At 40.9% G+C, this 26,979-nt stretch carries 25 protein-coding genes and 1 pseudogene; 7 read left to right on the top strand and 19 right to left on the bottom strand.

Annotated elements, in window-relative coordinates; genetic code table 11:
* The 11 genes from L654_RS0109210 to rpsB all read right to left on the bottom strand — a co-directional run.
* A partial coding sequence (locus L654_RS0109210) for an LpxD N-terminal domain-containing protein (protein WP_024607857.1) occupies window positions 1–193 on the bottom strand: 193 nt, incomplete at its 3' end.
* Between the two features lie 7 nt (window positions 194–200).
* Window positions 201–719: an OmpH family outer membrane protein gene (locus L654_RS0109205; RefSeq protein ID WP_007580993.1), complete on the bottom strand. Its 519-nt coding sequence runs from the start codon at window positions 717–719 to the stop codon at window positions 201–203.
* 11 nt (window positions 720–730) lie between these two features.
* Entirely contained in the window at window positions 731–3,202 is a 2,472-nt protein-coding gene (bamA, locus tag L654_RS0109200; RefSeq protein ID WP_007580991.1) for an outer membrane protein assembly factor BamA, read from the bottom strand.
* Window positions 3,203–3,298: 96 nt separating this feature from the next.
* A complete protein-coding gene (rseP, locus tag L654_RS0109195) occupies window positions 3,299–4,651 on the bottom strand; it encodes a sigma E protease regulator RseP (protein WP_010553745.1) in 1,353 nt (450 codons plus the stop codon).
* A gap of 1 nt (window position 4,652) precedes the next feature.
* The gene (gene ispC / locus L654_RS0109190) at window positions 4,653–5,858 is read right to left on the bottom strand and encodes a 1-deoxy-D-xylulose-5-phosphate reductoisomerase (RefSeq protein ID WP_024590724.1); all 1,206 of its coding nucleotides are present in this window, start codon (window positions 5,856–5,858) and stop codon (window positions 4,653–4,655) included.
* A complete protein-coding gene (locus L654_RS0109185) occupies window positions 5,855–6,721 on the bottom strand; it encodes a phosphatidate cytidylyltransferase (protein ID WP_024607856.1) in 867 nt (288 codons plus the stop codon). Before L654_RS0109185 ends, ispC begins: the two co-directional genes overlap by 4 nt.
* Before the next feature lie 19 nt (window positions 6,722–6,740).
* Window positions 6,741–7,520 (bottom strand): isoprenyl transferase, encoded by a 780-nt coding sequence (locus L654_RS0109180; protein WP_007580985.1) that lies wholly within the window; start codon window positions 7,518–7,520, stop codon window positions 6,741–6,743.
* 324 nt (window positions 7,521–7,844) lie between these two features.
* Window positions 7,845–8,402, bottom strand: coding sequence for a ribosome recycling factor (gene frr, locus L654_RS0109175; protein WP_007580984.1), 558 nt, complete (start codon window positions 8,400–8,402; stop codon window positions 7,845–7,847).
* 13 nt (window positions 8,403–8,415) lie between these two features.
* Window positions 8,416–9,165, bottom strand: coding sequence for a UMP kinase (gene pyrH / locus L654_RS0109170; RefSeq protein ID WP_007580982.1), 750 nt, complete (start codon window positions 9,163–9,165; stop codon window positions 8,416–8,418).
* A 157-nt stretch (window positions 9,166–9,322) separates the two neighbouring features.
* The gene (gene tsf / locus L654_RS0109165) at window positions 9,323–10,174 is read right to left on the bottom strand and encodes a translation elongation factor Ts (protein WP_024607855.1); all 852 of its coding nucleotides are present in this window, start codon (window positions 10,172–10,174) and stop codon (window positions 9,323–9,325) included.
* Between the two features lie 103 nt (window positions 10,175–10,277).
* A complete protein-coding gene (gene rpsB / locus L654_RS0109160; RefSeq protein ID WP_007580978.1) occupies window positions 10,278–11,006 on the bottom strand; it encodes a 30S ribosomal protein S2 in 729 nt (242 codons plus the stop codon).
* A 271-nt stretch (window positions 11,007–11,277) separates the two neighbouring features.
* Here rpsB and map point away from each other — a divergent pair, with 271 nt between their 5' ends.
* From map to L654_RS0109140, 4 genes are all read left to right on the top strand, one after another.
* Entirely contained in the window at window positions 11,278–12,063 is a 786-nt protein-coding gene (map, locus tag L654_RS0109155; protein ID WP_007580976.1) for a type I methionyl aminopeptidase, read from the top strand.
* Window positions 12,064–12,129: 66 nt separating this feature from the next.
* Complete coding sequence (glnD, locus tag L654_RS0109150; protein ID WP_007580974.1) at window positions 12,130–14,748, top strand: [protein-PII] uridylyltransferase; 2,619 nt, start codon at window positions 12,130–12,132, stop codon at window positions 14,746–14,748.
* A 9-nt stretch (window positions 14,749–14,757) separates the two neighbouring features.
* On the top strand, window positions 14,758–15,585 hold the full coding sequence (dapD, locus tag L654_RS0109145; RefSeq protein WP_002958324.1) for a 2,3,4,5-tetrahydropyridine-2,6-dicarboxylate N-succinyltransferase: 828 nt from the start codon (window positions 14,758–14,760) through the stop codon (window positions 15,583–15,585).
* Between the two features lie 157 nt (window positions 15,586–15,742).
* Window positions 15,743–16,594, top strand: coding sequence for a DUF2971 domain-containing protein (locus L654_RS0109140; protein WP_024607854.1), 852 nt, complete (start codon window positions 15,743–15,745; stop codon window positions 16,592–16,594).
* A gap of 142 nt (window positions 16,595–16,736) precedes the next feature.
* On the opposite strand, the gene L654_RS0109130 is transcribed toward L654_RS0109140, so the two are convergent.
* The 8 genes and pseudogenes from L654_RS0109130 to pspA form a co-directional block, all read right to left on the bottom strand.
* Complete coding sequence (locus tag L654_RS0109130; protein ID WP_002958326.1) at window positions 16,737–17,081, bottom strand: 4a-hydroxytetrahydrobiopterin dehydratase; 345 nt, start codon at window positions 17,079–17,081, stop codon at window positions 16,737–16,739.
* A gap of 37 nt (window positions 17,082–17,118) precedes the next feature.
* The gene (phhA, locus tag L654_RS0109125; RefSeq protein WP_002958327.1) at window positions 17,119–17,916 is read right to left on the bottom strand and encodes a phenylalanine 4-monooxygenase; all 798 of its coding nucleotides are present in this window, start codon (window positions 17,914–17,916) and stop codon (window positions 17,119–17,121) included.
* Window positions 17,917–18,153: 237 nt separating this feature from the next.
* Window positions 18,154–19,335: a methionine gamma-lyase gene (megL, locus tag L654_RS0109120; protein ID WP_007580969.1), complete on the bottom strand. Its 1,182-nt coding sequence runs from the start codon at window positions 19,333–19,335 to the stop codon at window positions 18,154–18,156.
* 415 nt (window positions 19,336–19,750) lie between these two features.
* A pseudogene (locus L654_RS01000000125825) lies at window positions 19,751–20,775 on the bottom strand (TIGR01620 family protein).
* Complete coding sequence (locus L654_RS0109110) at window positions 20,772–22,187, bottom strand: YcjX family protein (protein ID WP_024607853.1); 1,416 nt, start codon at window positions 22,185–22,187, stop codon at window positions 20,772–20,774. Before L654_RS0109110 ends, L654_RS01000000125825 begins: the two are co-directional and overlap by 4 nt.
* Window positions 22,188–22,250: 63 nt before the next feature.
* Window positions 22,251–22,652, bottom strand: coding sequence for an envelope stress response membrane protein PspC (gene pspC / locus L654_RS0109105; protein WP_024590986.1), 402 nt, complete (start codon window positions 22,650–22,652; stop codon window positions 22,251–22,253).
* Entirely contained in the window at window positions 22,649–22,882 is a 234-nt protein-coding gene (gene pspB, locus L654_RS0109100; RefSeq protein WP_024590985.1) for an envelope stress response membrane protein PspB, read from the bottom strand. The genes pspC and pspB overlap by 4 nt, the downstream gene beginning before the upstream one ends.
* Before the next feature lie 72 nt (window positions 22,883–22,954).
* A complete protein-coding gene (gene pspA, locus L654_RS0109095) occupies window positions 22,955–23,614 on the bottom strand; it encodes a phage shock protein PspA (protein ID WP_002958333.1) in 660 nt (219 codons plus the stop codon).
* Window positions 23,615–23,800: 186 nt separating this feature from the next.
* Here pspA and pspF point away from each other — a divergent pair, with 186 nt between their 5' ends.
* From pspF to L654_RS0109080, 3 genes are all read left to right on the top strand, one after another.
* Window positions 23,801–24,865 (top strand): phage shock protein operon transcriptional activator, encoded by a 1,065-nt coding sequence (pspF, locus tag L654_RS0109090; protein ID WP_024607852.1) that lies wholly within the window; start codon window positions 23,801–23,803, stop codon window positions 24,863–24,865.
* A gap of 15 nt (window positions 24,866–24,880) precedes the next feature.
* Window positions 24,881–26,488 carry an ABC transporter substrate-binding protein gene (locus L654_RS0109085; protein WP_024607851.1) on the top strand — a complete coding sequence of 536 codons (1,608 nt, stop codon included), beginning with the start codon at window positions 24,881–24,883 and terminating at the stop codon, window positions 26,486–26,488.
* Window positions 26,488–26,979, top strand: a 492-nt coding sequence (locus L654_RS0109080; protein WP_024607858.1) for an ABC transporter permease, incomplete at its 3' end; no start/stop codon positions are given. The genes L654_RS0109085 and L654_RS0109080, both read left to right, overlap by 1 nt.

Here is a 26,979-nt window from a genome sequence, read left to right as displayed (position 1 = left end):
CGGCTTGGCTTACTATTACAGCACTAGCTTGAGTAGTTTCAAGTTGCGATCGATATTTTGAGTTCGCTAAAAATGCAATATGCCCAGAATGGGCATTTGCAAGTGTCGCTATTTTTTTTATTTCTAAAGCGCCATCACCCTGAAGTTCGGCGCCTAGAAGTTCCGCAATTTGCGAAAGCGTATAATTTTGCATAGAGTGATTATTTCTTACTAACAGCGGCTACAACTTTAGATGAAAGATCAGTCACTTCTTTAGGGTTAAAGTAAATAGTAGTGTCTTTTACTTTAACTTCGTCGAAGTCGCCGTCTTTAGCAATCTCTTCAATTGTTTTGATGATTACACCTTGAACTTTAGCAAGCTCTTGGTTTTGACGCGCTTTAATCTCTTGCTCTAAAGGGCGACCTTGTTCAGCAAGATTTTTTTGCATGCCTTGAATTTTTTCACGCAGAGTATCTTTTTGAGCTTGGCTCATAGTTGTACTTTCACGTTTAAATTTTTCAGCTTCAAAACGAATATCGCCTTGTAACTTTTCAAGCTCTTGACGACGTTCAGCAAACTCAGTTTGTAAAGACTGTTCAATTTTAGCCATTTGAGGAATTTGCTTGTAGATTTCCTGCATATCAACAATACCTACTTTGTGTGCAAATGCATTCACAGAAGTACCCATCATTAACGTTGCTAAAACTGCTACAGCTGTTGATTTAAATAATTTTTTCACAAAAAACTCCTTTAGAAAGTGTTACTAATGTTAAAGCTGATGGTTTTCGTATCGTCATCTTCTTCTTTTTGCAATGGATACGCAAAACTGATCAGCATTGGACCCATTGGAGAGATCCATTGTAATGAAAGACCGGTTGAAACCCTAAAACGCATTGGGTCTGAATAGTCATCTAATTTAGCACGTTCATCAACGCCTAAGTTTTGATAGCGGTCTACGTTAAACTCAGTATCCCATACGTTTGCAGCATCAACAAAGAAGCTAGTACGTACAGAGCTGGTATTTTCTTCATCTAAGAATGGTGTAGGAACAATTAGCTCCATACCTGCCACTGCTTTAGCATTACCACCAATACGGCCTTGTGGCACTAGAATATCAAATTCTGATGCACCACCAATGCTACCGGTTGTAGTACCGTCTGCACCTGGCGTACCCGGAATAGACTGCGGTATACGCGACACAGCACGTGGTAATATTGTATTACGGTCAAAGCCACGTAGTTCCATTTCCGTTATACGGAAGTACTCTTGGAATGGAAGTGTTTGCTCATACCCGTTTGTAGAACCATAACCATTACCATAACCAAGTGCTGCACGCGTTGAGAATACCCAACGGTGGTCATTTGATATAGGCCAGTAAAAACGCGAATCGTAATTCAGTTTAAAGTACTGAAGATCTGAGTTAGGCGTTGTTGCTGTTAAGTTTAGAGTTTGACGCGAACCCGCTGTTGGGAATAAACCACGGTTAACGGTGATACGCGACCAGCCAACACTCAGCTCATACTTAGTAAAGTCAAAGCCTGCATCTGGGTTATCTGGATCTAAGAATGTTTCACGAAGTACACGCGTTTGCTCGTACTCTGCAATATCCGAAAGCTCTTCTTTAATCCAACGGGCGCCAAAGTTAACACGATTTACAGCATCAATTGGAAAACCAATATTTGTGCCTAAACCATAACTTTTCGATTTATATTCAACAAGACTGAATTTACTTGCATCGTAGTTTCTGTAAAAGATGCTACTGCCTTGCGATACACCATCTGGCGTAAAGTATGGGTCTGTGTACGATAAGCTTAAGCTTTCAGAACCTGTAGACGTATTAAGGTTTAAACCAATTTGGTTACCTGTGCCTAAAAAGTTAGATTCTGTTACACCAATATTAAACTGCAGACCTAAGTAAGAACCATAAGCAAGACCAGCATTAAAGCTACCTGCAGATTGCTCTTTTACAGTGAAGTCTACATCTACTTGGTCATCCACACCGGGTACAGGCACTACATTAAAATCAACAGTTTCCATGTAAGGTAGGCGTTGAATTTGCAGTTTTGAACGCTCAAGGTTTTGATTAGATAACCATGCGCCTTCAAGTTGTGTCATTTCACGACGAAGTACTTCATCTGCCGTATTTTGGTTACCGCCAACAATAATACGACGAACGTATACACGCTTACCTGGATTAACCGATAGTGTTAATTGTACTTCTTGCTTTTCGTCGTCAATTTCTGGAATTGTACGCACTTCAGCATTAGCGTAACCAAAACGTGCTAAGTAGCTTTTAATAAACTCTTCAGATGAAGTAACTACAGAACCGTTATAAAGCTCACCCGCTCTAAGTGGGATAACACTTTTAATTAAGTCTTCACGGCCAAGCAAGTCACCAATAAAGTCAAAACCTTTAACTTTATATTTTACGCCTTCAGTTAAGTTAGCTGTAACGTAAACTGATTCACGTTCAGGGCTCACTGAAACTTGCGTTGAGTCAATATTGAAACGCAGGTAACCACGGTCTAAATAATAACTACGAATTTTTTCTAAATCGCCTTCAATGGTTTGCTTTTGGTAACGGTCGCTACCCATAAACTGCCACCAAGGTAAATCTTGCTGCGATTCAGCAAGTTTAAGAAGCTCTTCATTAGAAAAAAGTTCATTACCCACTAAGTTAATTTGGCGGATAGAAGCAGCATCACCTTCATCAAACTCTAACTTAAGTTTAACGCGGTTACGTGGCAGCTTAGTAATACTGATATCTACTTTAGCGTTGTATTTACCAATGCTGTGGAAAAACTCAACTAAGCCTTTTTCGATACTATCGATAACGGTTTTATCAAGTGGTTCACCTTGGCGAATATCTTGCTGATCAAGAGACTCATTAAGTTGCTCGTCTTTAATGTCTTTATTGCCTTCAAACTCAATAAAGCTGATGGTAGGACGTTCCGTTACTTTAAAAATAACGTTGTTGCCATCACGAAGTGCTTTTATGTTATCAAAGTGCCCAGAACGATAAAGTGACTTTATTGTTTTTGAAATCGTATAGTCATCAACATTATCGCCTACGTTAATAGGAATATGTGTTAGCGCTGCACCAAGTGCTACGCGCTGCAAACCTTCAACTTTCAGGTCTTCAACAATAAAGGAGTTTTGGCCTAGGGCTGCAAAACTTGCACCCAATAAACTTGTTATTGCCAAATGTTTTTTTATAGCCATTTTATTATCTTTATCCTTTACAACTGTATTACCGCATAACACCTTACTAGTGGTGCTTTACAATCGTGTTCTAATTAGTAATTTGCCACGCTGTAACTACAAACGCGATACATCATTGAACAAAGCGAAACATGTTAGAAAAATGAGCAACAAGGCACCCACTTTAAAACCAAACTCTTGTGTCTTTTCAGAGACCGGCTTTTTACGAAAAAGTTCAATTATGTAATACATTAAGTGTCCGCCATCAAGCACTGGTAAGGGTAATAAATTAAATACACCCAAGTTAACGCTTATTAAGGCTAAAAAGCTTAAAAAGGCCACTAACCCATAGCTTACGCTAGTTCCAGCGCCTACTGCAATGCCCACAGGGCCACTTAAATTTTTAACCGAAACCTGGCCTGTAATTAAATTACCAATCATGTCAAAACTGAGTGTAATTAAGCGCCACGTTTCTTTTGTGCCTCGCACGATACTATCGAGCGGGCCGTAATGCCTTGTCTCTACATAGCCATCAGGCCATTGCTGTACAACAGGAGCAACACCTAAAAAGCCTTGCTCAATACCGTTATTATCAATGCGCCCTTTAGGGGTAACTGTAATGGCTTGTATAGTATCTTGTCTTTTTACACTAAATTGTAAAGATTTGTTAGCTGATTGCGTAATAAGATTAACTAATTGCTGCCAATTGCTTATTGTTTCACCGTTTACAGCCAAAATTGTGTCGTTAACTTGTAAATTAGCGTGTTCTGCGGCTGAGTCTTTAGTTACGGCGGCAATTGTTAAAGTTGCTTGAGGTCTAAATGGCACAATACCTAACGAACTTAATGGTGGTACGTCTCGCTGGTCAAGCTTCCAACCCTCTAAATTAAGCGTTTTAACGCGTGGTTGAAGGTTTTTATCACGAACAATAACTTCAACGCTTTCTTCGCCTAAGTTAGACATAAGCGCAAACGTGGCATCTTGCCATGTCGTTATGTCATCATCACCAATTTTTATAATATGTTGAGAAGGCATAATGCCCGCCTGCTCTGCGCGACTGCCTTCGGTTATGCTGCCAACAACTGGCTTAACCGATTGCACACCTACCATATACATCACCGCAAGAGCAAAAATGGCAAACAAAAAGTTAGCCATTGGTCCCGCAGCAACAATAGCAATACGTGCTTGTACAGATTTAGAGTTAAACGACAAGTGGCGTTGATTTGCTGGTACGTCATCAACTCGCTCATCAAGCATTTTTACATAACCACCTAATGGAATAGCGGCAATCACGTATTCGGTATTATATTTGTCATGCCATTTTAACAGTGGCTTACCAAAACCAATTGAAAAACGCAGCACTTTAACGCCCATTTTTCGTGCAACCCAAAAATGGCCATATTCATGTATGGCCACTAAAATACCAAGCGCTAAAATAAATGAGCCAAGATTCCAAAAAAAATCAAACATATTAATGCGCCACTTTTGTTATAAATTCTGAAGCGCTAATACGCGCTAATTTATCACACTCTAAAATTTCATCTAGGCTTTGCACATTGGTGTAAGTTGCAGCTTCTAGCGTCTGTGCATTTATTTTGTATATATCGGTAAAACCAATTTTACCGTTTAAGAATGCGCCCACAGCTATTTCATTTGCTGCGTTAACTGTTGTTGTCGCGCCCTGCCCTGCACTACACGCATCAATCGCTAATTGTAAATTTGGATAACGAGAAAAATCAGGTTTAGTAAACGAAAAATCACAAATGTCAGAGAAGTTTAACGGTTTAACACCCGCATTAATTCGCTCAGGATACGCAAGTGCATGGGCAATTGGCGTGCGCATATCAGGGTTACCCATTTGCGCTAAAATAGAACCATCGTGATACTGCACCATTGAATGAATAATACTTTGAGGATGAATAACTACATCAATATCACTAGCATCACAATTGAATAACCACTTAGCTTCAATAAACTCTAAGCCTTTGTTCATCATAGTTGCGGAATCTACTGATATTTTTTGACCCATCGACCAGTTAGGGTGTGCAACGGCTTCACTTACGGTTACATCTTTTAACGTATTTATATCACGCGTTAAAAACGGGCCACCAGAGCCGGTAAGCAAAATTTTACTTACGCCATGTTGCTGTAGTTTTTGATCGCCTTTGGCATTTTGTAACGAAGAAGGTAGGCATTGAAAAATTGCATTATGTTCACTATCTATTGGCAGCAAAGTGGCTTTATGTTGTTTAACTTTATCAATAAACAACTGACCTGACATAACTAAAGATTCTTTATTAGCTAGTAGTACTTTTTTACCCGCTTCAACAGCACTTAATGTGGGTAGTAAACCAGCTGCACCTACAATTGCCGACATTACAATGTCAACATCAGGATGAGCACATAAGTCACTCATTGCTTGCTCACCGTGCATAACAAGAGTTTGGCACTGAGTATTAGCTAAATACGCAGATAATTGCTCTGCGGCCTGCTGGTTAGCCATAATCGCATAAAGCGGTTCATGTTCAATACACAACTCCGCCATTTTCTTTGCATTTTGTCCTGCAGCCAAAACAAAAACATCAAATAACTCTTTATTGCGCGACACAACATCAAGTGTACTTAAACCAATTGAGCCCGTTGCGCCTAAAATAACCAGCAATTGCTTTTGGCTCATAAACTAAGAGTCCACGCATAGCACATAACAAACATTGGAGCAGCAGCCGTTAAGCTGTCAATTCTATCTAAAATACCGCCGTGTCCTGGTAAACATCGACCGCTATCTTTTAAACCAGCTTCACGTTTAAACATGCTTTCCAGTAAATCACCTACCGCAGAAAACAAAGCAATAAATGCTGTCATTATCGCGTACACAGGCCATACAACTAAATCAACATCGGTAAAGTGACAAAATGCTAATACAAAAATAATAGAAGCGACTACACCGCCTGCTAACCCTTCAATTGTTTTATTAGGGCTTACTTTAGGCATTAACTTATGTTTACCAAAACTTTTACCCGTAAAGTAAGCACCCACATCTGCGCTCCATACAATACCGAGTACCACTAAAATAAGCACCGAACCAAAATGAGTTGATTCAGCATATTGCGCGCTACGTAGTGTATTTAGAGCAAGCCATAGCGGTACAAGCGTGAGTAGCCCTGCAATGCCGCGCATAACTAGGCCTTCATTCCACGCTTTAGCCATCTCTGGGTAGCGCCAAATTAAATAGCTAGCAACAATCCACCAAGCAAACGAAAGCGTAAATACGTAATTTGCATCACCGGCTAGCTTGCCATTTTCCCATAATGATTCAATAGGCCAATGTAAATTAAGCAAGGCAAGTAAAGCGCCAATAAACACAACAAAGGCAGCACGTTTAAGCTTGTCGCAAAGGCCCATAAATGCAGACCATTCCCATGCGCCTAATAATACAATTGCACCAGCAAAGTAACTAAATAACGTAAGCGGTGTATAAAAAACCAAAGCCAATGCTAATGGAGCTAGCACTAGAGAGGTTAAAATTCGTTGTTTTAACAAAATGTGACCCTTATTCTATTTAGGTTTGAGCGAGTAATTGTTTTATTTGTTCGCCCGTACAACCAAAACGTCGCTCTCTGGCAACGTAACACGCAATGGCCTCAGCAAATGCTGCTTCATTAAAATCTGGCCAAAGTGTCTCGGTAAAGTAAAGTTCTGCATAAGCAACTTGCCATAGTAAAAAATTACTAATACGAACATCGCCACCAGTGCGAATAAGTAAATCAGGTTCTGCCTGATCTGCCATGCTCATATGCTGTGCTAAGCGCTCTTCTGTAATATCTTCTGCGTTTAGTGTGCCCTGCGCAACTTGCAAAGCAAGTTGTTTTGCCGCATTGGCAACATCCCAACGACCACCGTAATTAGCTGCAACATTTAAACGCAACCCGGTGTTATTTTCAGTCAGCTTATGCGCAGCGTCTACCTTGCTACGTAATCCTTCAGAAAATCGTGATAAGTCTCCAATAATGGTCAGTTTTACATTGTTTTTATGAAGCTTTTTAACTTCCTTTGTTAAAACAAATAAGAAAAGCTCCATTAAAGTGTTTACTTCGTCTTCAGGGCGGCGCCAGTTTTCACTACTAAAAGCAAATAAGGTTAACGATTGTATCCCTAATTTAGTACAAAACTGAACAGATTGACGAACTGCGTCTACGCCTTTTTTATGCCCATACACACGAGGTCTATTTCTAGCTTGCGCCCAACGTCCGTTCCCATCCATGATGATAGCAACATGTTTGGGTAAACATTGCTGTGAAATTGTGTCAGCATCTAGAACCATAAATATCGAGTATTCCATAAAAAAACGCCGCCTAGTATACCCTAGACGGCGTTTCAAAACTAATAATTTTAATAGGTCCTGTCGACCTTTCAGGATTGTAATTTGTTCAATCTAGGGGTGACTTAATCGCGGCGCGAGATTTGTAACCTACTGGACTAAGCAAAAATCGAGTAACAAAGAGTTAATCGCCCCTAGGCAGAACCCTTTGGGCAGCGCGTGTTTGGATTTTATGCATCGTTATAGCCTAATTATGGGGAATAACCACACAACATAGGCTCTGCCTTGCCTAAAAACCAAACACACTGCTGCAAATTCAACCTCGAAAGATAAACAGGACCTTACTTAGATTTCCATCAATTCTGTTTCTTTGGCAGCTAATAAAGTATCCATTTCTTTAATAAACTTATCAGTAAGCTTTTGAATCGCATCATCTGATTGACGCGCTTCATCTTCAGATATGTCTTTATCTTTTAATAAACCCTTTACATCGCCATTAGCATCACGACGAATGTTACGAATAGCAACACGACCGCCTTCAACTTCGCCACGTACAATTTTGATTAGGTCTTTACGACGCTCTTCTGTAAGTGGAGGAAGTGGTACGCGAATAACAGTACCTGCCGACATAGGGTTTAAACCTAAGTCAGATGCCATAATTGCTTTTTCAACAGCTTGCGCTAAAGACTTATCAAATACACCAATAGCAAGTGTACGAGAATCTTCAATTGTTACGTTAGCAACTTGGTTTAAAGGCGTTGGTGCACCGTAGTACGACACCATAATGCCATCTAGGATTGCAGGATGTGCACGGCCAGTACGAATTTTAGATAATTGGCTACCTAGTGCAGTTACACTTTTTTGCATGCGCGCTTGCGCGTCTTTTTGAATATCGTTAATCACGGTTTAATCCTAATTATTTGATTATTTCATCTGAGGCTTGTGAAGAAATAAGTGTTCCTTCTTCTTCACCCATAATTACGCGTTTTAGCGCGCCTGATTTATTCATGTTAAATACGCTCAATGGCATATTGTGATCGCGGGCTAGAGTAAATGCCGCTAAATCCATAACTTTTAATTCTTTTTCAATGATTTCATTGTAGCTTAAGTGGGTATAAAGCGTCGCATCTGGGTTTTTAACAGGGTCATCACTGTATACGCCATCAACCTTAGTCGCTTTAATTACCGTATCCGCTTCAATTTCGATACCGCGTAAACATGCTGCAGAATCGGTAGTGAAAAATGGGTTACCAGTACCCGCTGCAAAAATAACTACGCGGCCAGTTTTCAATAAACTAATTGCTTCAGCCCAGTTATAAGCGTCACATACACCATTAAGCGGAATAGCCGACATAAGACGACAATTTACAAATGCACGGTGTAGCGCATCACGCATTGCAAGGCCGTTCATAACCGTTGCAAGCATACCCATGTGATCGCCTACTACGCGATTCATACCTGCTTCTGCAAGTGATCCACCGCGTAAAAAGTTACCTCCACCAATAACTAAACCCACTTCTACGTCGAGCTCTACTAGCTCTTTAATTTCTTGTGCCATACGGTCTAAAACTTTAGGATCGATGCCGAAGCCTTCGTCTCCCATTAAAGCTTCACCACTTAATTTGAGAAGAACACGTCTAAAAATAGGTTTGCGATTGATAGTCATAGTATTGGGGCCAACTTTTATTGAATTATGGATAAAAAATAACCGCGCTTATGTTAAACATAAAAGCGCGGTTATTTTAAAGAATTTCTAGCTGCGAAGCAAAACCAAATAGTACTTTAATTGCATCTAATTTCATTATCCTTCACAAATAGTAATCTTACTTAGCTTTAGCAGCAGCAATTTGAGCAGCAACTTCAGCAGCAAAATCTTCTTCTTTCTTCTCGATACCTTCACCAACTTCTACACGTACGAAGCTAGTAACTGTTGCGTTTTTCTCTTTAAGAATATCGCCAACAGTTTTCTTAGGCTCCATGATGAAAGCTTGACCAGTAAGAGAAACCTCACCAGTGAATTTTTTCATGCGGCCAACAACCATCTTCTCAGCGATTTCAGCAGGCTTGCCTTCATTCATCGCGATTTCGATTTGTACTTGCTTTTCTTTAGCAACAACATCGGCTGGTACATCTGAAGGTGTTAAGTATTCAGGGCTAGATGCAGCAACGTGCATTGCAACGTGCTTAAGTGTTTCTTCATCAGCAACACCCGCAACAACAACACCGATACGATCGCCATGACGGTACTCAACTAGGTTTTCACCAGTTACATACTGTAAACGACGTACATTGATGTTTTCGCCAATTTTAGTCACTAGCTCAACACGGTCTTCTTCAAACTTAGCTTGTAAGTCTTCGATAGAGATAGTGTCAGCAATTGCAGCGTCAGCAACTTTGTTAGCAAATGCTAAGAAGCTTACGTCTTTTGCAACGAAATCTGTTTGACAGTTAACTTCTACTAGTACTGCAACACCCACGTTTTGCTTGATGATGATAGTACCTTCAGCAGCAATGTTACCTGCTTTTTTAGCAGCTTTAGCAGCGCCACTTTTACGCATGTTTTCAATCGCTAACTCGATGTCGCCATCAGTCTCAGTTAACGCTTTTTTACAATCCATCATGCCAGCGCCTGTGCGCTCGCGTAATTCTTTAACTAGGGCAGTAGTTACAGCCATTAGTAAATCCTCAAATCTGAAATCAGGTTAGATAAGCGGGTTACCCGCTCGACAAGAATAGCAAGTCTTCACCTTAAAAAGATGAAGACTTGATGACAGCTAATTACTCAGCTTCAACGAAATCGTCTTTCTCAGCTTGAGCAACGATGTTATTCTCGCGACCTTCAGTAATAGCAGCTGCAACAGCGCTAGTGTAAAGGCTTACAGCACGGATAGCATCATCGTTACCAGGTACGATGTAATCAACACCGTCTGGGTTAGAGTTAGTATCTACGATTGCAACAACTGGAATACCTAGGTTGTTTGCTTCACGGATAGCAATGTGCTCGTGGTCAGCATCGATAACGAAAAGCGCGTCTGGAAGACCGCCCATGTTTTTGATACCACCAAGGCTCTTTTCAAGCTTTTCCATTTCGCGGTTAAGCGTTAACGTTTCTTTCTTAGTTAACTTCTCGAAAGTTCCGTCTTGGCTTTGTGCTTCAAGGTCTTTAAGACGCTTGATTGATTGACGTACAGTTTTCCAGTTAGTCAACATACCACCTAACCAACGGTGATTTACGAAGAACTGGTCGCTTTCTAAAGCAGCTGATTTAACTGCGTCGCTTGCTGCGCGCTTAGTACCAACGAAAAGAACTTTACCTTTGTTTGCTGCAGCACTTGATAAAAACTTAAGTGCGTCGTTGAACATTGGTACAGTTTGCTCAAGGTTGATGATATGTACACGGTTACGTGTGCCGAAGATGAAAGGCTTCATCTTAGGGTTCCAGTAACGTGCTTGGTGACCAAAGTGAACACCAGCTTGAAGCATATCGCGCATTGAAACGTTTGCCATTTTATAGATCCTCTATAGTTGTTTAGGGTTAGGCCTCCACATATCCCATAGCACCAACACCGAAGTAATTAAACTTCAAATGCACCCAAGTGTATGTGACGATACGTGTGTGTGTTAAAATAAAATTGTGTTTGCCTTAAATACAAAAAATCATTTAAGAATTTATTTGTAAAAAGACGGCGCGCTTTATACCATATTAAAATTAAATACTCAACGTCGCGTGCAAAATTTGTTCGACGATAAATGTTAAAAACTCAACTTTGGAGCCTCAATGAGCGCTATTATCAAGACCCCTGAAGAAATAGAGAAAATGCGCGTAGCTGGGCGCTTAGCGGCCGATGTACTTGAAATGATCGGCCCTCATGTAGTGCCAGGTGTTACCACCGATGAGCTAAATACACTTTGTCATGATTATATTGTTAATGTGCAACAAGCAATCCCTGCTCCGTTAAATTATCATGGCTTTCCAAAATCAGTTTGTACGTCAGTTAATCATGTTATTTGTCACGGAATTCCAAATGACAAAGCATTAAAAGAAGGCGACAGTGTAAATATCGACGTAACTGTCATTAAAGATGGTTACCACGGCGACACATCTAAAATGTTCCACGTTGGTACACCAAACATTCAAGCTAAGCGTCTTGCAGAAGTAACACAAGAAAGCTTATACCTTGCTATTAAAATGGTAAAACCAGGTGTGCGCTTGGGTGATATTGGCTCAGCAATTCAAAAATATGCAGAGAGCTTTAACTACTCAATTGTACGTGAATATTGCGGCCACGGTATCGGCGCAGGATTTCATGAAGAACCACAAATAATGCATTACGGTAAAGCCGGTACTGGCGAAGCCTTAAAAGCAGGTATGTGTTTAACTATTGAACCTATGGTTAATGCGGGTAAACGCCAATGTAAGCTTCTTAAAGATGATTGGACAGTAGTAACACGCGACCGTAGTTTGTCTGCACAGTGGGAACATACTTTATTAGTGACTGAAAATGGTGTTGAAATTTTAACGCTACGATCAGATGATACTATCGAGCGGATCATAGAACACTAATAAAACCGAAACACTTGATAAGAAAATTCTTATCCGTGTGAAAGGTTCAACAAGGAGCCAGCCCACGTGGCATTACCCAACAAAGTAAAAAAGTTGCTTAGCGATGCAGAGCAACTTAGTGATTATCGCGATTGTTCTAGCTATTTTTATAAATGGTTACATAACGAATTTTCTAAACAACCGGTTGGGAATTTAATTAATGCCCGGGCTGAGTTTATTGACCGCCTACTCATTAAGCTTTTTCATGTTTACGACTTAGCGCGCGAACCTGATTTAGCATTAATAGCGGTAGGCGGATACGGACGTGGTGAGCTACATCCCTACTCCGACATCGACTTTTTATTGCTTGTAACTAAACCGCCAAGCGAAGAAATATGCGAAAAAATAGGCCAGTTTGTCACCATGCTATGGGATCTCAACTTAGAGATTGGTCACAGCGTGCGTACAATAGAACAAGCCATTGAGCAAAAACGTGAAGACGTTACTTTTGCCACCAGCTTGCTCGAAAGCCGTCTTATTTTTGGTAACCACATTGAGTTTGAAAAACTCAAAATGCATATTCTTGAAACGCCAGTATGGCGCTCAGGTGAATTTTTTACTGCCAAAGTTCAAGAACAAAACTTACGCCACAGAAAGTGCCACGGCACCGCGTATAATCTTGAGCCAAACATTAAAGAAAACCCCGGTGGTCTGCGCGACTTACAAACCATTATTTGGGTGGCAAAAAAGCATTTTAGAACCGAAACCCTGCAAGAGTTAATAAGCCACGGCTACTTAACTCACGAAGAGTTTCAAGAGCTTTCTGAGTGCCTAGAAAACCTATGGAACATTCGCTTTGCACTGCATTTAGCTGCAGGTCGAGCTGAAAACCGCTTATTGTTTGATCATCAACCGCAAGCTGCCGAAATTTTAGGTTTTGGTAGCGACGGTAAAGCCTCTGTTGAGCGTATGATGAAACGCTTATTTAGAATAATGAGCCGCGTGCGCGAGCTTAACCAAATGCTACTTTCATACTTTGAACAAAGCATAATGCCCGAAAGTAGTGCTGTGGCAGCAATAGAACTCGACAGAAACTTTGAGCAAGTAGGTCATCAAATACGCGTAAAAGATCCGTCGGTATTTTTTAGACGCGACCAACTCTTTGTATTGTTTGAGCACATAGCCGATAACCCAGCAATAACGCATATTTACCCAAGTACTATTCGTACTATTCGCCAAGTGCGCCGTCGTTTATTGGGCGATTTGCAAGATTACGCAGCCTGTCGCGAAGCCTTTTTACGCTTAGTTAAACATCCTAACGGCATGGGCCGCGCATTTACGCTCATGCACAAGCACGGCATGCTTGCCGCCTACTTACCGCAGTGGCGTAATATATTTGGGCAAATGCAGTTTGATTTGTTTCACGCTTACACCGTAGATGAGCACACTCACAAATTAATCAAAAACATTTACGAATATTTTGATAAAACAGGCATTAGCGAGTTTCCTATTTGTAGTGAAATAGTCACTCGAATGGACAAACCAGAGCTACTTTATTTAGCCGGTATATTTCACGACATTGCTAAAGGCCGAGGTGGCGACCACTCAGAACTTGGCGCTGTTGACGCAATAGCATTTGCTAAATTACATGGTTTTTCATCGGTGGATGCAAAGCTCGTTGCATGGCTTGTAAGTAATCATTTACTTATGTCGGTTACCGCACAGCGTAAAGACATTAACGACCCTGCTGTAATAAAAGACTTCGCTACACGCGTTAAAACAGAGCGCCAACTCGACTACTTATATTGTTTAACCGTTGCCGACATACGTGCAACCAACGACAACTTATGGAACGATTGGAAAAACACCCTACTGCGTGAGCTCTACTTACACACGCAGCGCGCTTTGCGCCTAGGACTCGAAAACCCAATGGATCAACGCGACCAAATTCGCGATAAAAAGCACCAAGCTAAACAACGCTTAATAAATCTGGGTTATCAAGAGGAAAAAATTGATTTAATTTGGAGCCGCTTTAAAGCCAACTACTTTACCGCCTTTAGCGAACAGCAAATATCATGGCAAAGTGAGCATTTATTAAGTAGCACAGACTTAAGTCAGCCAAGTGTTGTTGTATCTAACAAAGCTATGCATGGTGGCACACAAGTATTTGTATACAGCCCCTACTCTGGCCCACTGTTTGCCCGATTAGTAAGTGTGATTGGCTCTAAAAAAGCGCAAATACAACATGCGCAAGTACTGACCACAAAAGACGGTTACGTCTTGTTTAGCTTTGTAATACTTGAAGTAAGTGGCGACCCTATTGCAAGTGGTCGAGCGCAATCAATTAAACGCGGGCTTGAGCAAGCACTAAGCGATCCGCGTAAAAAGATTCGCTTTAAAAAGAGCCGCTCTCAACGCTTTAAAGATTTTAATATTAAACCTAAAATTGTGTTGCGCCCACATGCACGCAAAGACCGTAGCTTAATAGAAATTCAAGCCGTCGATATACAAGGTTTACTAACCAAAATAGCCGAAGTTTTCCAAGCGCATTTACTACACATTCACGCTGCCCGTATTACAACGGTAGGTGAACGTGCCGAGGATTTCTTTGTCGTATCTAATAACGAATACCAAGCGCTGACTGATGAAGAACAAGCAAAAATTCATCAGGCATTACGTAAAAAATTCAACGCCGAAACAGAATAGAGGACACACATGTCAGATTTAAAAACGATGATCGAAAACGCATGGGACAACCGCGATAGCATTAGCCCAAGCACAGTATCAAGCGACGTAAAACAAGCTATTATCGACGCACTTGATTTACTTGATAGCGGCGCAGCACGCGTTGCCGAAAAAATATCAGGTGAATGGGTTGTACACCAGTGGCTTAAAAAAGCAGTCTTACTGTCGTTTCGTATTCGCGACAACCAGCCAATGAACGACGGCGTAAACCAGTTTTACGACAAAGTACCACTTAAATTTAGCGACTATACGCCAGAGCAATTTCAACAAGGCGGTATGCGCGTAGTGCCAAACGCAGTAGCGCGTAAAGGCAGCTTTGTAGGTAAAAACGTCGTACTTATGCCATCGTACGTAAACATTGGCGCATACGTTGACGACGGCACCATGGTTGATACATGGGCAACTGTAGGCTCATGTGCACAAATTGGTAAGAACGTACATTTATCAGGTGGCGTAGGCATAGGCGGCGTTTTAGAGCCTCTACAAGCTAACCCAACCATCATTGAGGACAACTGCTTTATTGGCGCACGTTCTGAAATTGTTGAAGGCGTAATTGTTGAAGAAGGCGCAGTAATTTCAATGGGCGTTTACATCAGCCAAAGCACTCGTATTTATGACCGCGAAACCGGCGAAATTCACTACGGCCGCGTACCAGCAGGCGCAGTAGTTGTACCAGGCGCACTACCGTCAAAAGATGGCACCCACAGCCTTTACGCTGCAATCATCGTAAAAAAAGTAGATAAGCAAACACGTGAAAAAGTAGGCATAAACGCCCTACTACGCTCAATTGATGAGTAACAGTCGGTTAAGTTGAGTGAAACGAAACCCAACGATACTTTGAAGTTAAGTGTTTTAGCTAAACTTTAATTGTATATAGAAAAGCTCTAAGCCCTTTGGGTCTAGAGCTTTTTTTGTTATCTGAACGTTTTCTATTATTAAATGGAGAGTTGATCATATGGATACTGAAGAAAGTAACGAGCTAGTCTATCACTACACATCTTTGGATGCTTTTATCTCTATTGTGAATAGCAGAACCTTTCGGTTTGGCGACGCAAGAGCAATGAATGACTATACAGAGATAGATCATAATATTAATCTTCTTTTAAATTTAGAAAAACAAAAACCTGAGTTAATGAAAGAATTAAATATTTCAAATGAAGGGTTTAATAAAGGCATTAAAAATATTAAGTTTTTCAAAAAGCATATTGAAAATCACTATATACATATAATGAGCTTTAGTAAAAACCCAGATTCTTTAAGCCAGTGGCGGGGATATGCAGATAACGGTACAGGAATATGTTTTAGTATCAATTTATCAGCATTACGACACTGTCTAAATAATACTTACCGCATTGCTGGGAATTGCGTTTACAAACAAGGAGAATTAAACACAGAAGCACAAAACTTATTAAAATTAGCCTCAACTTTTGATAGTGATCAATTTGAATTTGAGGCTAGAAGTAACTTTCTTGATAACTTTATCGCATTTATAACAACAGGTAAAAATGAGGCTTTTATAGACGAAGGTGAAGTAAGGTTAGTTTCTTTCATTGAAAAACTGCCACCACCTCAAGATGTGAAATTCATAAACTCTAATGGCTTTATTAAAAGCTATCTTGAAGTAAGTTTTCGAATAAATATAATTGACACAATTATACTTGGACCGTGTTGTAAATTTGCAGCTAATGACCCCGTCTTTAATGATATGTTAGACAATTTATTTTTTAATAAAAAACTCTACGAGTTAGGAGTTGATACTAACCCATATAAGCCTAAAGTTTTAAGTTCAAAGGCAACTTTCAGATAACCATAGGGTTTCGTTTCACTCAACCCAACCTACGCCGATAAAAACAATACCGAGCTGCTGCTCATTGTTAGCAATGACCTCCCAAAACCAAAAAAGCACTTATAAAATAAGTGCCTTTGTTGGTTTGCTCAATTAGTTTTCTTTACAGTGCGTTAAATACGTCGTCTGTTTTAGCTGCGCAAATAAAATCGTTTTTGTGTAGGCCTTTAATTGAATGGCTCCACCATGTAACCGTTACTTTGCCCCACTCGGTTAATAAACCTGGGTGATGGCCTTCGTCTTCTGCCATGTCGCCTACTTTGTTAGTAAACGCGATAGCTTGCTTAAAGTTTTTAAATTTATAAACACGCTCAAGCTGCATAATGCCGTCGCGTACTTCTGGTACCCAGTCTGGGATTTTAGTAATTAATTGCGCTAACTCTTCGTCAGATACTTTTGGCGCATCTACATGACAGGCTTCGCATTTTTGTGCACTTAATGAAGACATTCTAAATCCTTACTTTTAGCTTTTTTAGCATTAATGTTTAACTGGCTAATTTTTCTTTGGGTGGAAATTTTGGGTCGTGCAAACCAAGCTCTTTAGCTCGCTCAACCAAAGTCATAATATCCATTTGCGATATATCAAACAGATCATGAATCGAATTTATGGTGTAGTACTGTGGTTGCATAATATCAATACGGTACGGCGTACGCAGTACATCAAGCACATTCATTGGGCTGATTTCTGGCGTATTAGAGTATACGTACTGAGTTTCACCTGGGCTTGATAAAATGCCGCCGCCGTAAATACGCAGGCCATCTTCGGTTTGCATTAAACCAAATTCAACCGTAAACCAGTATATACGCGCAAGGTATACACGGTCTTTTTTCTGCGCTGCGTAACCTAATTGCCCGTACTTATGCGTAAACTCGGCAAAGTCAGGGTTAGTTAACATGGCGCAATGGCCAAATATTTCATGAAAAATATCTGGCTCTTGTAGGTAGTCAAATTCTTCGCGGCTACGAATAAATGTAGCTACCGGAAACTGCTTGTTTGCCAGTAATCTAAAAAACTCATCAAAGTCGATAAGCGCAGGTACTGGTGCAACTTGCCAACCGGTAGTGGCTAGTAACACTTCGTTTAGTTCGCTTAACTGCGGGATACGATCGTGCGGCAGGTTAATCTTTTTTAACCCTTGCATGTACTCGTTGCAGGCTTTGCCTTCAATGCATGCAAGTTGGCGCGCTACAAGCTCAGACCAAATTTTATTTTCTTCATCACTCCAGTGTATAACACCATTTTCGTCTGGTGTTTTGGATGTGTATTTACTTGCTTTAGCCATAAGTACCTTCTTGGGTGTGAGCCCTAAATCGGTGTCAGTGTGATACTCAAACCTATTGAATATCGAATGACCCCATACTATGCAAAAGTGAAGAAAAGTTTAATAGACAGGCTAATATCAGTATTTGGCGTGATCACCTCAATCGTAAAGTTAAAATTACACCTGTGGCACACTAAAAATACAGACCTTTAAATAAAGGCCTGTAGCTTGTTTTTATGTGTATACAATTAATTACACCTAACCAATTTTAGTAAAAGCTTGGTTTAAATCACTAATAATGTCGTTAACATCTTCAAGCCCAACCGAGAGTCTGATCAGCCCATCACTTATCCCAGCGGCGGCTCGCTCCTCTGGCGTATAAGGCGAGTGAGTCATAGATGCAGGATGCTGAATCAGTGTTTCAGCGTCGCCAAGGCTTACTGCAAGTGTACAAAGTTTCATACTATCAATAAATTGTGCGCCATCTTGTAGCGTACCTTTTATTTCAAACGCAATAACACCACCAGCGGCTTTCATTTGGTTACCAATGAACTTATAACCTGGGTGCGATTTAAGCCCCGGGTAATATACGGTGCTTACTTGTGGATGCGCTTCTAGATATTCGGCTATTGTTTGTGCGCTTTGACAATGGCGCTCTATTCTAATAGCGAGTGTTTTTAGGCCTCGATTAATTAGCCATGCGTCGTGCGGGCTTATGGTTGCACCAATGTCTTTTAGTACGGTCATTTTAATGTGTGTTATGTGCTCAAGCGATCCACATACAATACCGGCGACTACGTCTCCGTGGCCGTTTAAGTACTTGGTCGCACTGTGCATTATTATGTCGATACCGTATTTTTTGGGCGATTGCAGTAGCGGCGTTAAAAAGGTGTTGTCGACCACACTAATTAAGTTGTGCTCTTTAGCAACTGCGCCAATGAGTGCCAAATCAATCACCGCCATAGTGGGGTTGATTGGCGTTTCTACAAATATCATTTTTGAATTAGGTTTGATGGCAGCGCGTAGTTCGTCCTCGTTGGTCATATCAACAAAAGTGACTTCGATTCCCCAGCGCGGCAACATATGCGAGAAAAACGCAAAGGTACAACCATATAAAGCACTTGAGGCAACAAGATGATCTCCCTGCGATAAAAAGCTCAGTACTGAGGCTGATACAGCCCCCATACCTGTTGCGGTTGCAGCAGCTGCTTCACAGCTCTCTAGTTGAGCAACTTTTTGCTCAAGCTCTGTGGTTGTAGGATTACCTAAACGCGTATAAATATAGCCAGGTTCGTCGCCTGCAAAACGCGCAGCACCTTGTGCGGCATTTTCAAAATGAAAGGTAGAGGTTTGATACAAAGGAGAAGTGAGTGCGCCGTGCGGGTCGTTTGCTTTTTGTGGTCCGTGAATACACTGGGTGTTTATATGATGCTTGCTCATTGTAGGCTCATTTTTTGATTATTATGTTTTTGCGATTCAACAATCAAAACGTATGCGCTTACAAACAGCAAGCATGCCGGATGCTCAGATGGCTATTTGTGTAAAAACCGTGCAGCGCACGTTTGTACACAAATATTGCCACTGCTAATCTAGGGTCTGTTGATCTTTGCGGATTAAAATTTGTTCAAACTAGGGGCTATTTAATCGCGGCGCGAGGTTTGTAACCTAGTGGGCTAAGTAAAAGCCGAGCAACAAAGAGTAAATAGCCCCTAGGAAGAACCCTTTGGGCAGCGCCTGTTTGGCATTAATGCTACGTTATCACCCATTTATGGGGAATAACCACACTACATAGGCTCTGCCTTGCCTAAATACCAAACAGACTGCTGCAAATTTAACCTTGAAAGTTCAACAGACCCTAGTGTGTTGGTTCAGCCTTTTTACGGCTCATAATTTTACCTGCGATGCTTTGCACAGTGCCTTTTAGTAAGCTGCGTTTGTTTTCAAGCCGTGGTAATGGGCGACTAAGCTCCATTGCTTTGTAACCAATACGCGCTGTAAAAATACCGGCGCTGACCCCTTGCGCTGCCCGCCCCGAAAGCTTACCTAAAAGCTCAGCACTTAATGCAGTTGCAGCAAGGTCAGATACAAGCTCTGCACTGCCTACAAACATTACTTGTTTTATCAGCATACGGTACAGCTTTATACGGCTCNGTAGCCAAAACCAATGCCGTAAATTTTACCAATTTGTTCTATTAACTTAGTACCGCGCCAAAGCACAGCCATCATATCCACCAGCGCAAGTGGGCTTAGGGCAACTAGCAGTGCAGATTCAGTCGCAAAACGATTTATAAGCTTTTTAGCTTTGGTGTCTTGGGTTATTAATAAACTATTGGCGTACAGCGTCATTATTTCTTTGTCGCTGTGATGCGTCGCTACTTGGTTTTTAAAGGTTTCAAAGTTATCAAGCTCTTGGTGTTTATTAAGCTTTTCGAGCCAAGGTAATGCACCGCCTACTTGCTCGCTGTTTAAAAGCCTGTCGGCTTCAACTCGGTGCAATTGGTTACGCTTTAAACTGCGCAGCATTCGGTACTCTCGCCACAATAAGCGCCCGATTAGCAGCACGCCACTTACAACTGCTGTTAAATAAACACTGCCTAAAATAATTGACTGCTCGAAAGCAAATACTAACGAGTATGCAAACTCTAAAAGCACCAGAACTATAAAGCTAATAGCAAAAACACCTTTAAGCGTTTGCCACTTTGACTTTTTGTACACAGGTTCTAGATCTATTTCTGGCTCTAGTGCTTCATCTTCAAGTTCTTCGTAATCACTTTGTCCGTGCTGAATAATTTTTGCAGGTGCTAAAACGGGTTCGTTTTGCTCTATGCTTTGCGTATCTATGCGACGCCCTGCTTGAAATGGTTGGTTTGACTCACTCATGTTAATTTGTCTCCTAGCAGGTACTGCATGACATGATCTAATCGAATATGTTTTAGTTGTTTATCGGGGCTCGGCATTGGAGAGAACGATAAAAACTCAAATCCCTGTGCTGGCCACTCATTTTTATTAAGCATCCGCGAGGGAGGTTGNGGTAAATACGTAAGCCAATCAGGCTCGTTTAGCGGTTTACCGTAAATGCAGTCAAGTGTTTGACCTTTGTCGGTAATTTGGCGCGGCTGCGTTGCTGTAATTGACGACATAGCCATGGTTTCTATTTTTACACCATCAAACTTTAAGTGATTACTTTGCTCATGCACGAGCGAATCAAGTAGCAGTGCTAAATCTTTATGGTGCTTAGCACTTATATGATCTGACTTATTAGCTGCAAATAATATTTTGTCTATGTTGGGCTTAAATAAACGTTTAAAAAAGCCCGACTCGCCATAGTTAAAGTGTGCGAGTAATTGGTTTATTACACTGCTTTGCTCTTGGAGTGTTTCGTGCCCTTCGTTTAATGCACTAAGTACATCTACAAGTACGATTTGGCGATCGAAGTGCCTAAAGTGCTCATTATAAAATGGTTTTACGACTTCTTTTATATAGGCGTTAAAACGCTTAATTAAATGCGCTAAATTAGAACCCGCAACGACATCGTCACTATTTACTTCACCCGATACCGGGAAAAACAATAGCAATGGCGCGCCTTGTAAGCCGCCAGGCATTAGCATGCGCCCAGGTTGTAACATGGCAAGTTTGGTGTCTTTTTTAAGCCCGACTAACATGCTTTGATAAAGCTGAGCAATATGGGCAAGTGCGTTTTCATCAACGGGAGCGTTTAAGTCAAGTTGCTCAACGGCCATTAAAAAATCACTTGATGTGTTTACGCGCGAAGGCTGAGTTAATAACGGATATTGCTGCTCGCACCATTGAGCATAGCTTTGCTCAAGCATAGGTAAATCAAGGAGCCATTCACCCGGGTAGTCAATAATATCTAAATAAAGCGTTGATTGCGGCGAAAAGTGGCCGCGCAGCCCTGCATTACTCTGATACTTTATTGCCAAGCGCAGCGTATTAATCCGCTCGGTTGATGCAGGCCATGTAGGCATCCCATCGCTGGGTAATAATGAATTTAGCGCGCGCGTATAATTAAACGTAGGGACTTTTAACGCTTCTTGCGGCACAACTTTAGTGGCCACATGGCGGTGCTCGCGCATTACATCAAAAAAAGGTAAGTTTTTATCGTCTGCTTGGGTTGTTAAGTGTTTAACAAGCGCGGTAATAAAGGCTGTTTTACCACTACCACTTAGGCCCGTTACGGCAAGTTTTACGTGTTGGTCTAAACTGCGATGAAGCGCTTTTTGTGCTTTGCCTTTAATACTTTTAAAGGTCTTTTTTGCAAATGATTGGCTCATAAAGTGTCTTGCACCTAATTTGCCGTAATTTATCACGCTGCAAATAAGGTGCTATTAAATCCTTTAAAGTTTGTTAATTTCACGGCTCACCGTAAACTCGCTTGAAGTTACATGGCGCTCCATATCTTGAAGGCGAGTATCTACACGCGTTAAACGCTCTTTTAAATCTTGCAATGCGCGGCGCGGTGGCTCGCCCTTTTGCCATACTTTAAATTTTACTTCTAGCGGATCGTCATGCTTAGTTGAGCTTTTTGTTTGCGCTGTTGCGGGCTCTTTTTTATCTAAAATGAACCAGGCTGCAATATACGCTACCACAAATAATGGGCCACCCGTTAGCAGTACCGCACTAACAAATATAATGCGAACTAACCATAACTCCATATTAAAGTAGTCACTTAATCCCGCACATACACCGGCTATTTTACCGCGTTGTGGGTCTCTTAATAATTCGCGTTTGGCACTCATACTTTGCGTCTCCATTGTGGTGACTCTTGATCAAGCAATGCTTCAAGTGTTTCTAACCGATCGGCCATTTTTTCTGCCTTTTGCGCAAGCTCAAGTAATTGGCGATGTTCGTGTTCACTTAAACCTTGGCTTACTTGTTTTTTGCTACGGTAGTGCAAAATTAGCCACAGCGGAGCAACAAAAATCATAAACAAGATAAATGGTGCAACTAGTATCTCTGGATCAAACATAATCCTCTCCTGACAATCCGTTTTGATGTTTTTAAGCTGGGGCACATGGGCCCCATATATTTTTATATGTAATTATTTATCAGCTAGCTTCTTTTTAAGTTCGGCTAGCTCATCATCTATCTTTTCATTTTTTTGTAGATTAGCAATTTCGTCCGCTAACGTCTTTTTACCTAAATCGTAAGACTCAATTTGAGATTCTAGTCCATCAATTTTAGTTTCGTAACGTTCAAAGCGATTAAGTGCGTCTTCTACTTTTGAGCTATCAAGTGTCTTTTTCACTTCAAGGCGCGACTCAGCCGAACGTTGGCGAAGTATAATTGCCTTTTGACGAGATTTCGCATCTGCTAGCTTTTCTTGTAGTGTCGTTACTTCTTGCTGTAATTTCTCGATATGAGACTCTACATGTTCAAGTTCACTAGCGACTGAAGCAACGGCATCTGCCGACTTTTGCTTTTCAAGTAGGGCTGAACGCGCTAAATCGTCTCGGTCTTTACTTAAAGCCAGTTCGGCTTTATCTTGCCAATCGCTTACTTGTGCTTTAAGCGTATCTAAGCGGCGTACAATTTCTTTTTTCTCAGCCAATGTTTTAGCTGATGTAGAACGTACTTCAACAAGCGTATCTTCCATTTCTTGAATAATCAGACGAACCATTTTTTCTGGGTCTTCTGCTTTATCTAAAATGGCGTTGATATTAGAATTAACAATATCTGCAAAACGTGAAAAAATTCCCATAACATTTACCTCTGTAATTAAAACTTAGTTAGTCTGCTATAACTACTATCAATATGCTTGCCAACTTTTTAAAAGTTAAAATACACTTTATTTTCATTACGTTAAACTAAATATACAAATTTCTTTAGTTATCCCTACTTATGAAATACACTAACTGTTAGTAAAAATGACCAAGAGTTAGGAAATATGAGCCAATATCGCCAACAGGATAATTTACTCGGCCAATCAGATAGCTTTCTGTCTGTATTAGATCAGGTATCGCAACTGGCTAATTTAGATAAACCGGTACTTATTATTGGTGAACGCGGCACAGGTAAAGAGCTAATAGCAGCACGCTTACACTTTTTATCTAAGCGTTGGGATCAAAACTACGTAAAACTTAACTGTGCAGCGCTTAACGAAAACTTACTCGAAAGTGAATTGTTTGGCCACGAAAGCGGTGCTTTTACGGGGGCAAGCAAACGCCACGAAGGTCGTTTTGAACGCGCTAACAGCGGCACACTGTTTTTAGATGAATTAGCTAATACCTCAGCTATGGTACAAGAAAAACTGCTGCGCGTTATAGAATACGGTGAGTTTGAACGTGTTGGCGGCAAACAAACTGTAAAAGTAGATACACGCTTAGTGTGTGCTACAAACGAAGATCTTCCTTATTTAGCTGAGCAAGGTGAATTTAGAAGTGACTTACTCGATCGCCTTGCCTTTGATGTAATTACCCTGCCGCCACTGCGCGAACGCCAAGACGATATTATGCTTCTTGCTGAGCAGTTTGCGATGAATATGGCGCGCGATTTAGAGTGGGAACTGTTTAGCGGTTTTACCCGAAGCGCAACAGAAACACTGCTTAGTTATGATTGGCCTGGTAATATTCGTGAACTTAAAAATGTGGTTGAACGCAGTTTGTATCGCCACGGTAGTGAACATATCCCCGTTCACCAGATTATTTTAGACCCATTCGATAGCCCATTTAGACCAAAAGCGCGCATTAAAGCACCTATAGCGGCTCAAACTGTTAACGCCGAGCCTATTGTTGTTGCGCCGCCGATTGCTCAAGCAAGCGGTAATATAGCCGTCGATATTCAATTTCCGTGCAGCTTAAAAGAGCGCTCAAACGACTTTGAAATAAACATGATTAATAAAGCGCTCGAACATAGCCAATTTAATCAAAAGAAAACTGCAGAAGTACTTGGTTTAACGTATCATCAATTACGTGGTTATCTTAAAAAATACAACTTGTTGGATCAACAATAGTCAGAGGTTATGCGGGTGCATAAATTATTACTTGTTTTGCTTGCCACCACTTTAGTTGGTTGCCTTGATAGCAAAGAAGAAATCATAGAAGAAAAAAACCAAGGCTTAGTTTATTGCGCTGAAGCTAACCCTGTGTCGTTTAATCCGCAAGTCACGACCACCGGTTCAACTATTGATATAATTGCTAACCAATTATACGACCGTTTAATTAGCATTGACCCTGTTACGGCAGAATTTCAAAGTGAGTTAGCAACCGATTGGAAAATTAGTAAAGATGGTAAATCAGTTACCTTTACCTTGCGTAAAGATGTAAAGTTTCATACAACTTCTTATTTTACCCCATCGCGGGATTTTAACGCCGACGACGTTATATTCACCTTTAGCCGATTATTCGATGTATACAATCCATATCACTTTGTGGGCGATGCCAATTACCCGTATTTTCAAAGTGTGGGGATTGATCAACTTATTCGTAAAATTGTGCGCGTGTCTGACTACCAAGTCCGTTTTGAATTGTTTAATCCTGAAAGTAGCTTTTTAGCTAATATGGCCACCGACTTTGCCGTGGTACTTTCAGAAGAATACGCCATGGAACTTAAGAAAAAAAACCAAGAAAACTTATTTGATCAGTACCCTATTGGCACCGGCCCGTATATTTACAAAGAATACCGCCGAGATCACCTTGTACGCTTTTACCGTAATCCACTTTATTGGAAGCACGACGTTGCACTTGAACAATTGGTTTACGACATAACCCCTAACGGCACTACGCGTATAGCAAAAATGCTGACTAAAGAGTGCGATGTAACGGCTCATCCAAGTAGTGCGCAATTAAGTATTTTAGCGCAACGTGATGATATAAACGTTGAAAAAGAAACGAACTTAAACATAGGTTATTGGGCATTTAATACAGAACGTGCCCCGTTTGACGACTTGCGTGTACGCCAAGCACTTGCTCATGCAATAGATGTAGATAAAATAATGCAGGCGGTTTATTACGGTAACGGTACTCGCGCACAATCTATTTTGCCACCAACCTCTTGGGCGTTTGAGCCACAAGAAGATATACCTACGTTTGACCCAGAACTTGCTAAAAAGTTACTAATTGAAGCTGGCTTACCTGATGGCTTTGATATGACGATATGGGCTATGCCTGTGAGTCGTATTTATAACCCTAACGCGCGAAAAATGGCTGAGCTTATGCAAAGTGATTTACGCAAAGTGGGCGTTAATGTAAGCATTGTAGAATATGAGTGGAACACGTTTATTCAACGTATTGGCGAGCACAGGCACGACAGTGTATTACTTGGTTGGGCCGCAGATACACCCGATCCTGATAACTTTTTTAGCCCACTGCTGAGTTGTACCGCTACTTTTAGTGGTAAAAACCCAGCAAACTGGTGTAATCCCCAATTTGACTTATTGCTTACTCAAGCACTAGACACCACTGATTTAAACAAACGTAAAAAATACTACGAAGACGCACAAAGCTTAATTATTCAAGAACTGCCGTTATTACCTATTGCTCATGGCCTGCGCTTTCAAGCGAGTAGCGCCGATGTGGAAGGCATAACACTTGGCCCGTTTGGTGCTATTTCGCTTGCCAATGCGAGGAAAAAATAATGATCTTAGATTATATTTTACGTCGCCTTGGTTTATTCTTTTTTATGATACTGATGCTCAGCGTATTTACGTTTTCACTGGCGTATTTATTTCCCGGTGATCCGCTAAGTAATTTAAGCGGCATACCAAGTAGTAACTTTGCACAGCATAGTGAGCTTGAAGACAAATATTTATATAACAGCAATTACTTTATGCAATACATTGCCTTTTTAGGGCGAATATTTCAGGGTGATTGGGGGCTTTCGTTTGCCTCTGGTAATAGTGTATTTAGTCATATTGTTGATTTGTTACCGGCTACTTTAGAGCTAAGCGTATACGCATTAATTGTATCGGTTATTATTGGTGTACCGACTGGCATTTTAGGCTCTGGGTATCATAAACGTTGGCCCGACAAGCTTATAAACTCTACCACTATGGTGGGTTATTCAATGCCTGTATTTTGGCTCGCATTGTTATTAATAATGGTTTTTTCATTAAAGCTTGGCTGGTTT

This window comes from Pseudoalteromonas sp. TAB23 (assembly GCF_000498075.1).
GTDB lineage: Bacteria > Pseudomonadota > Gammaproteobacteria > Enterobacterales > Alteromonadaceae > Pseudoalteromonas > Pseudoalteromonas arctica.
This window is presented reverse-complemented; position numbering and strand designations above follow the sequence as displayed.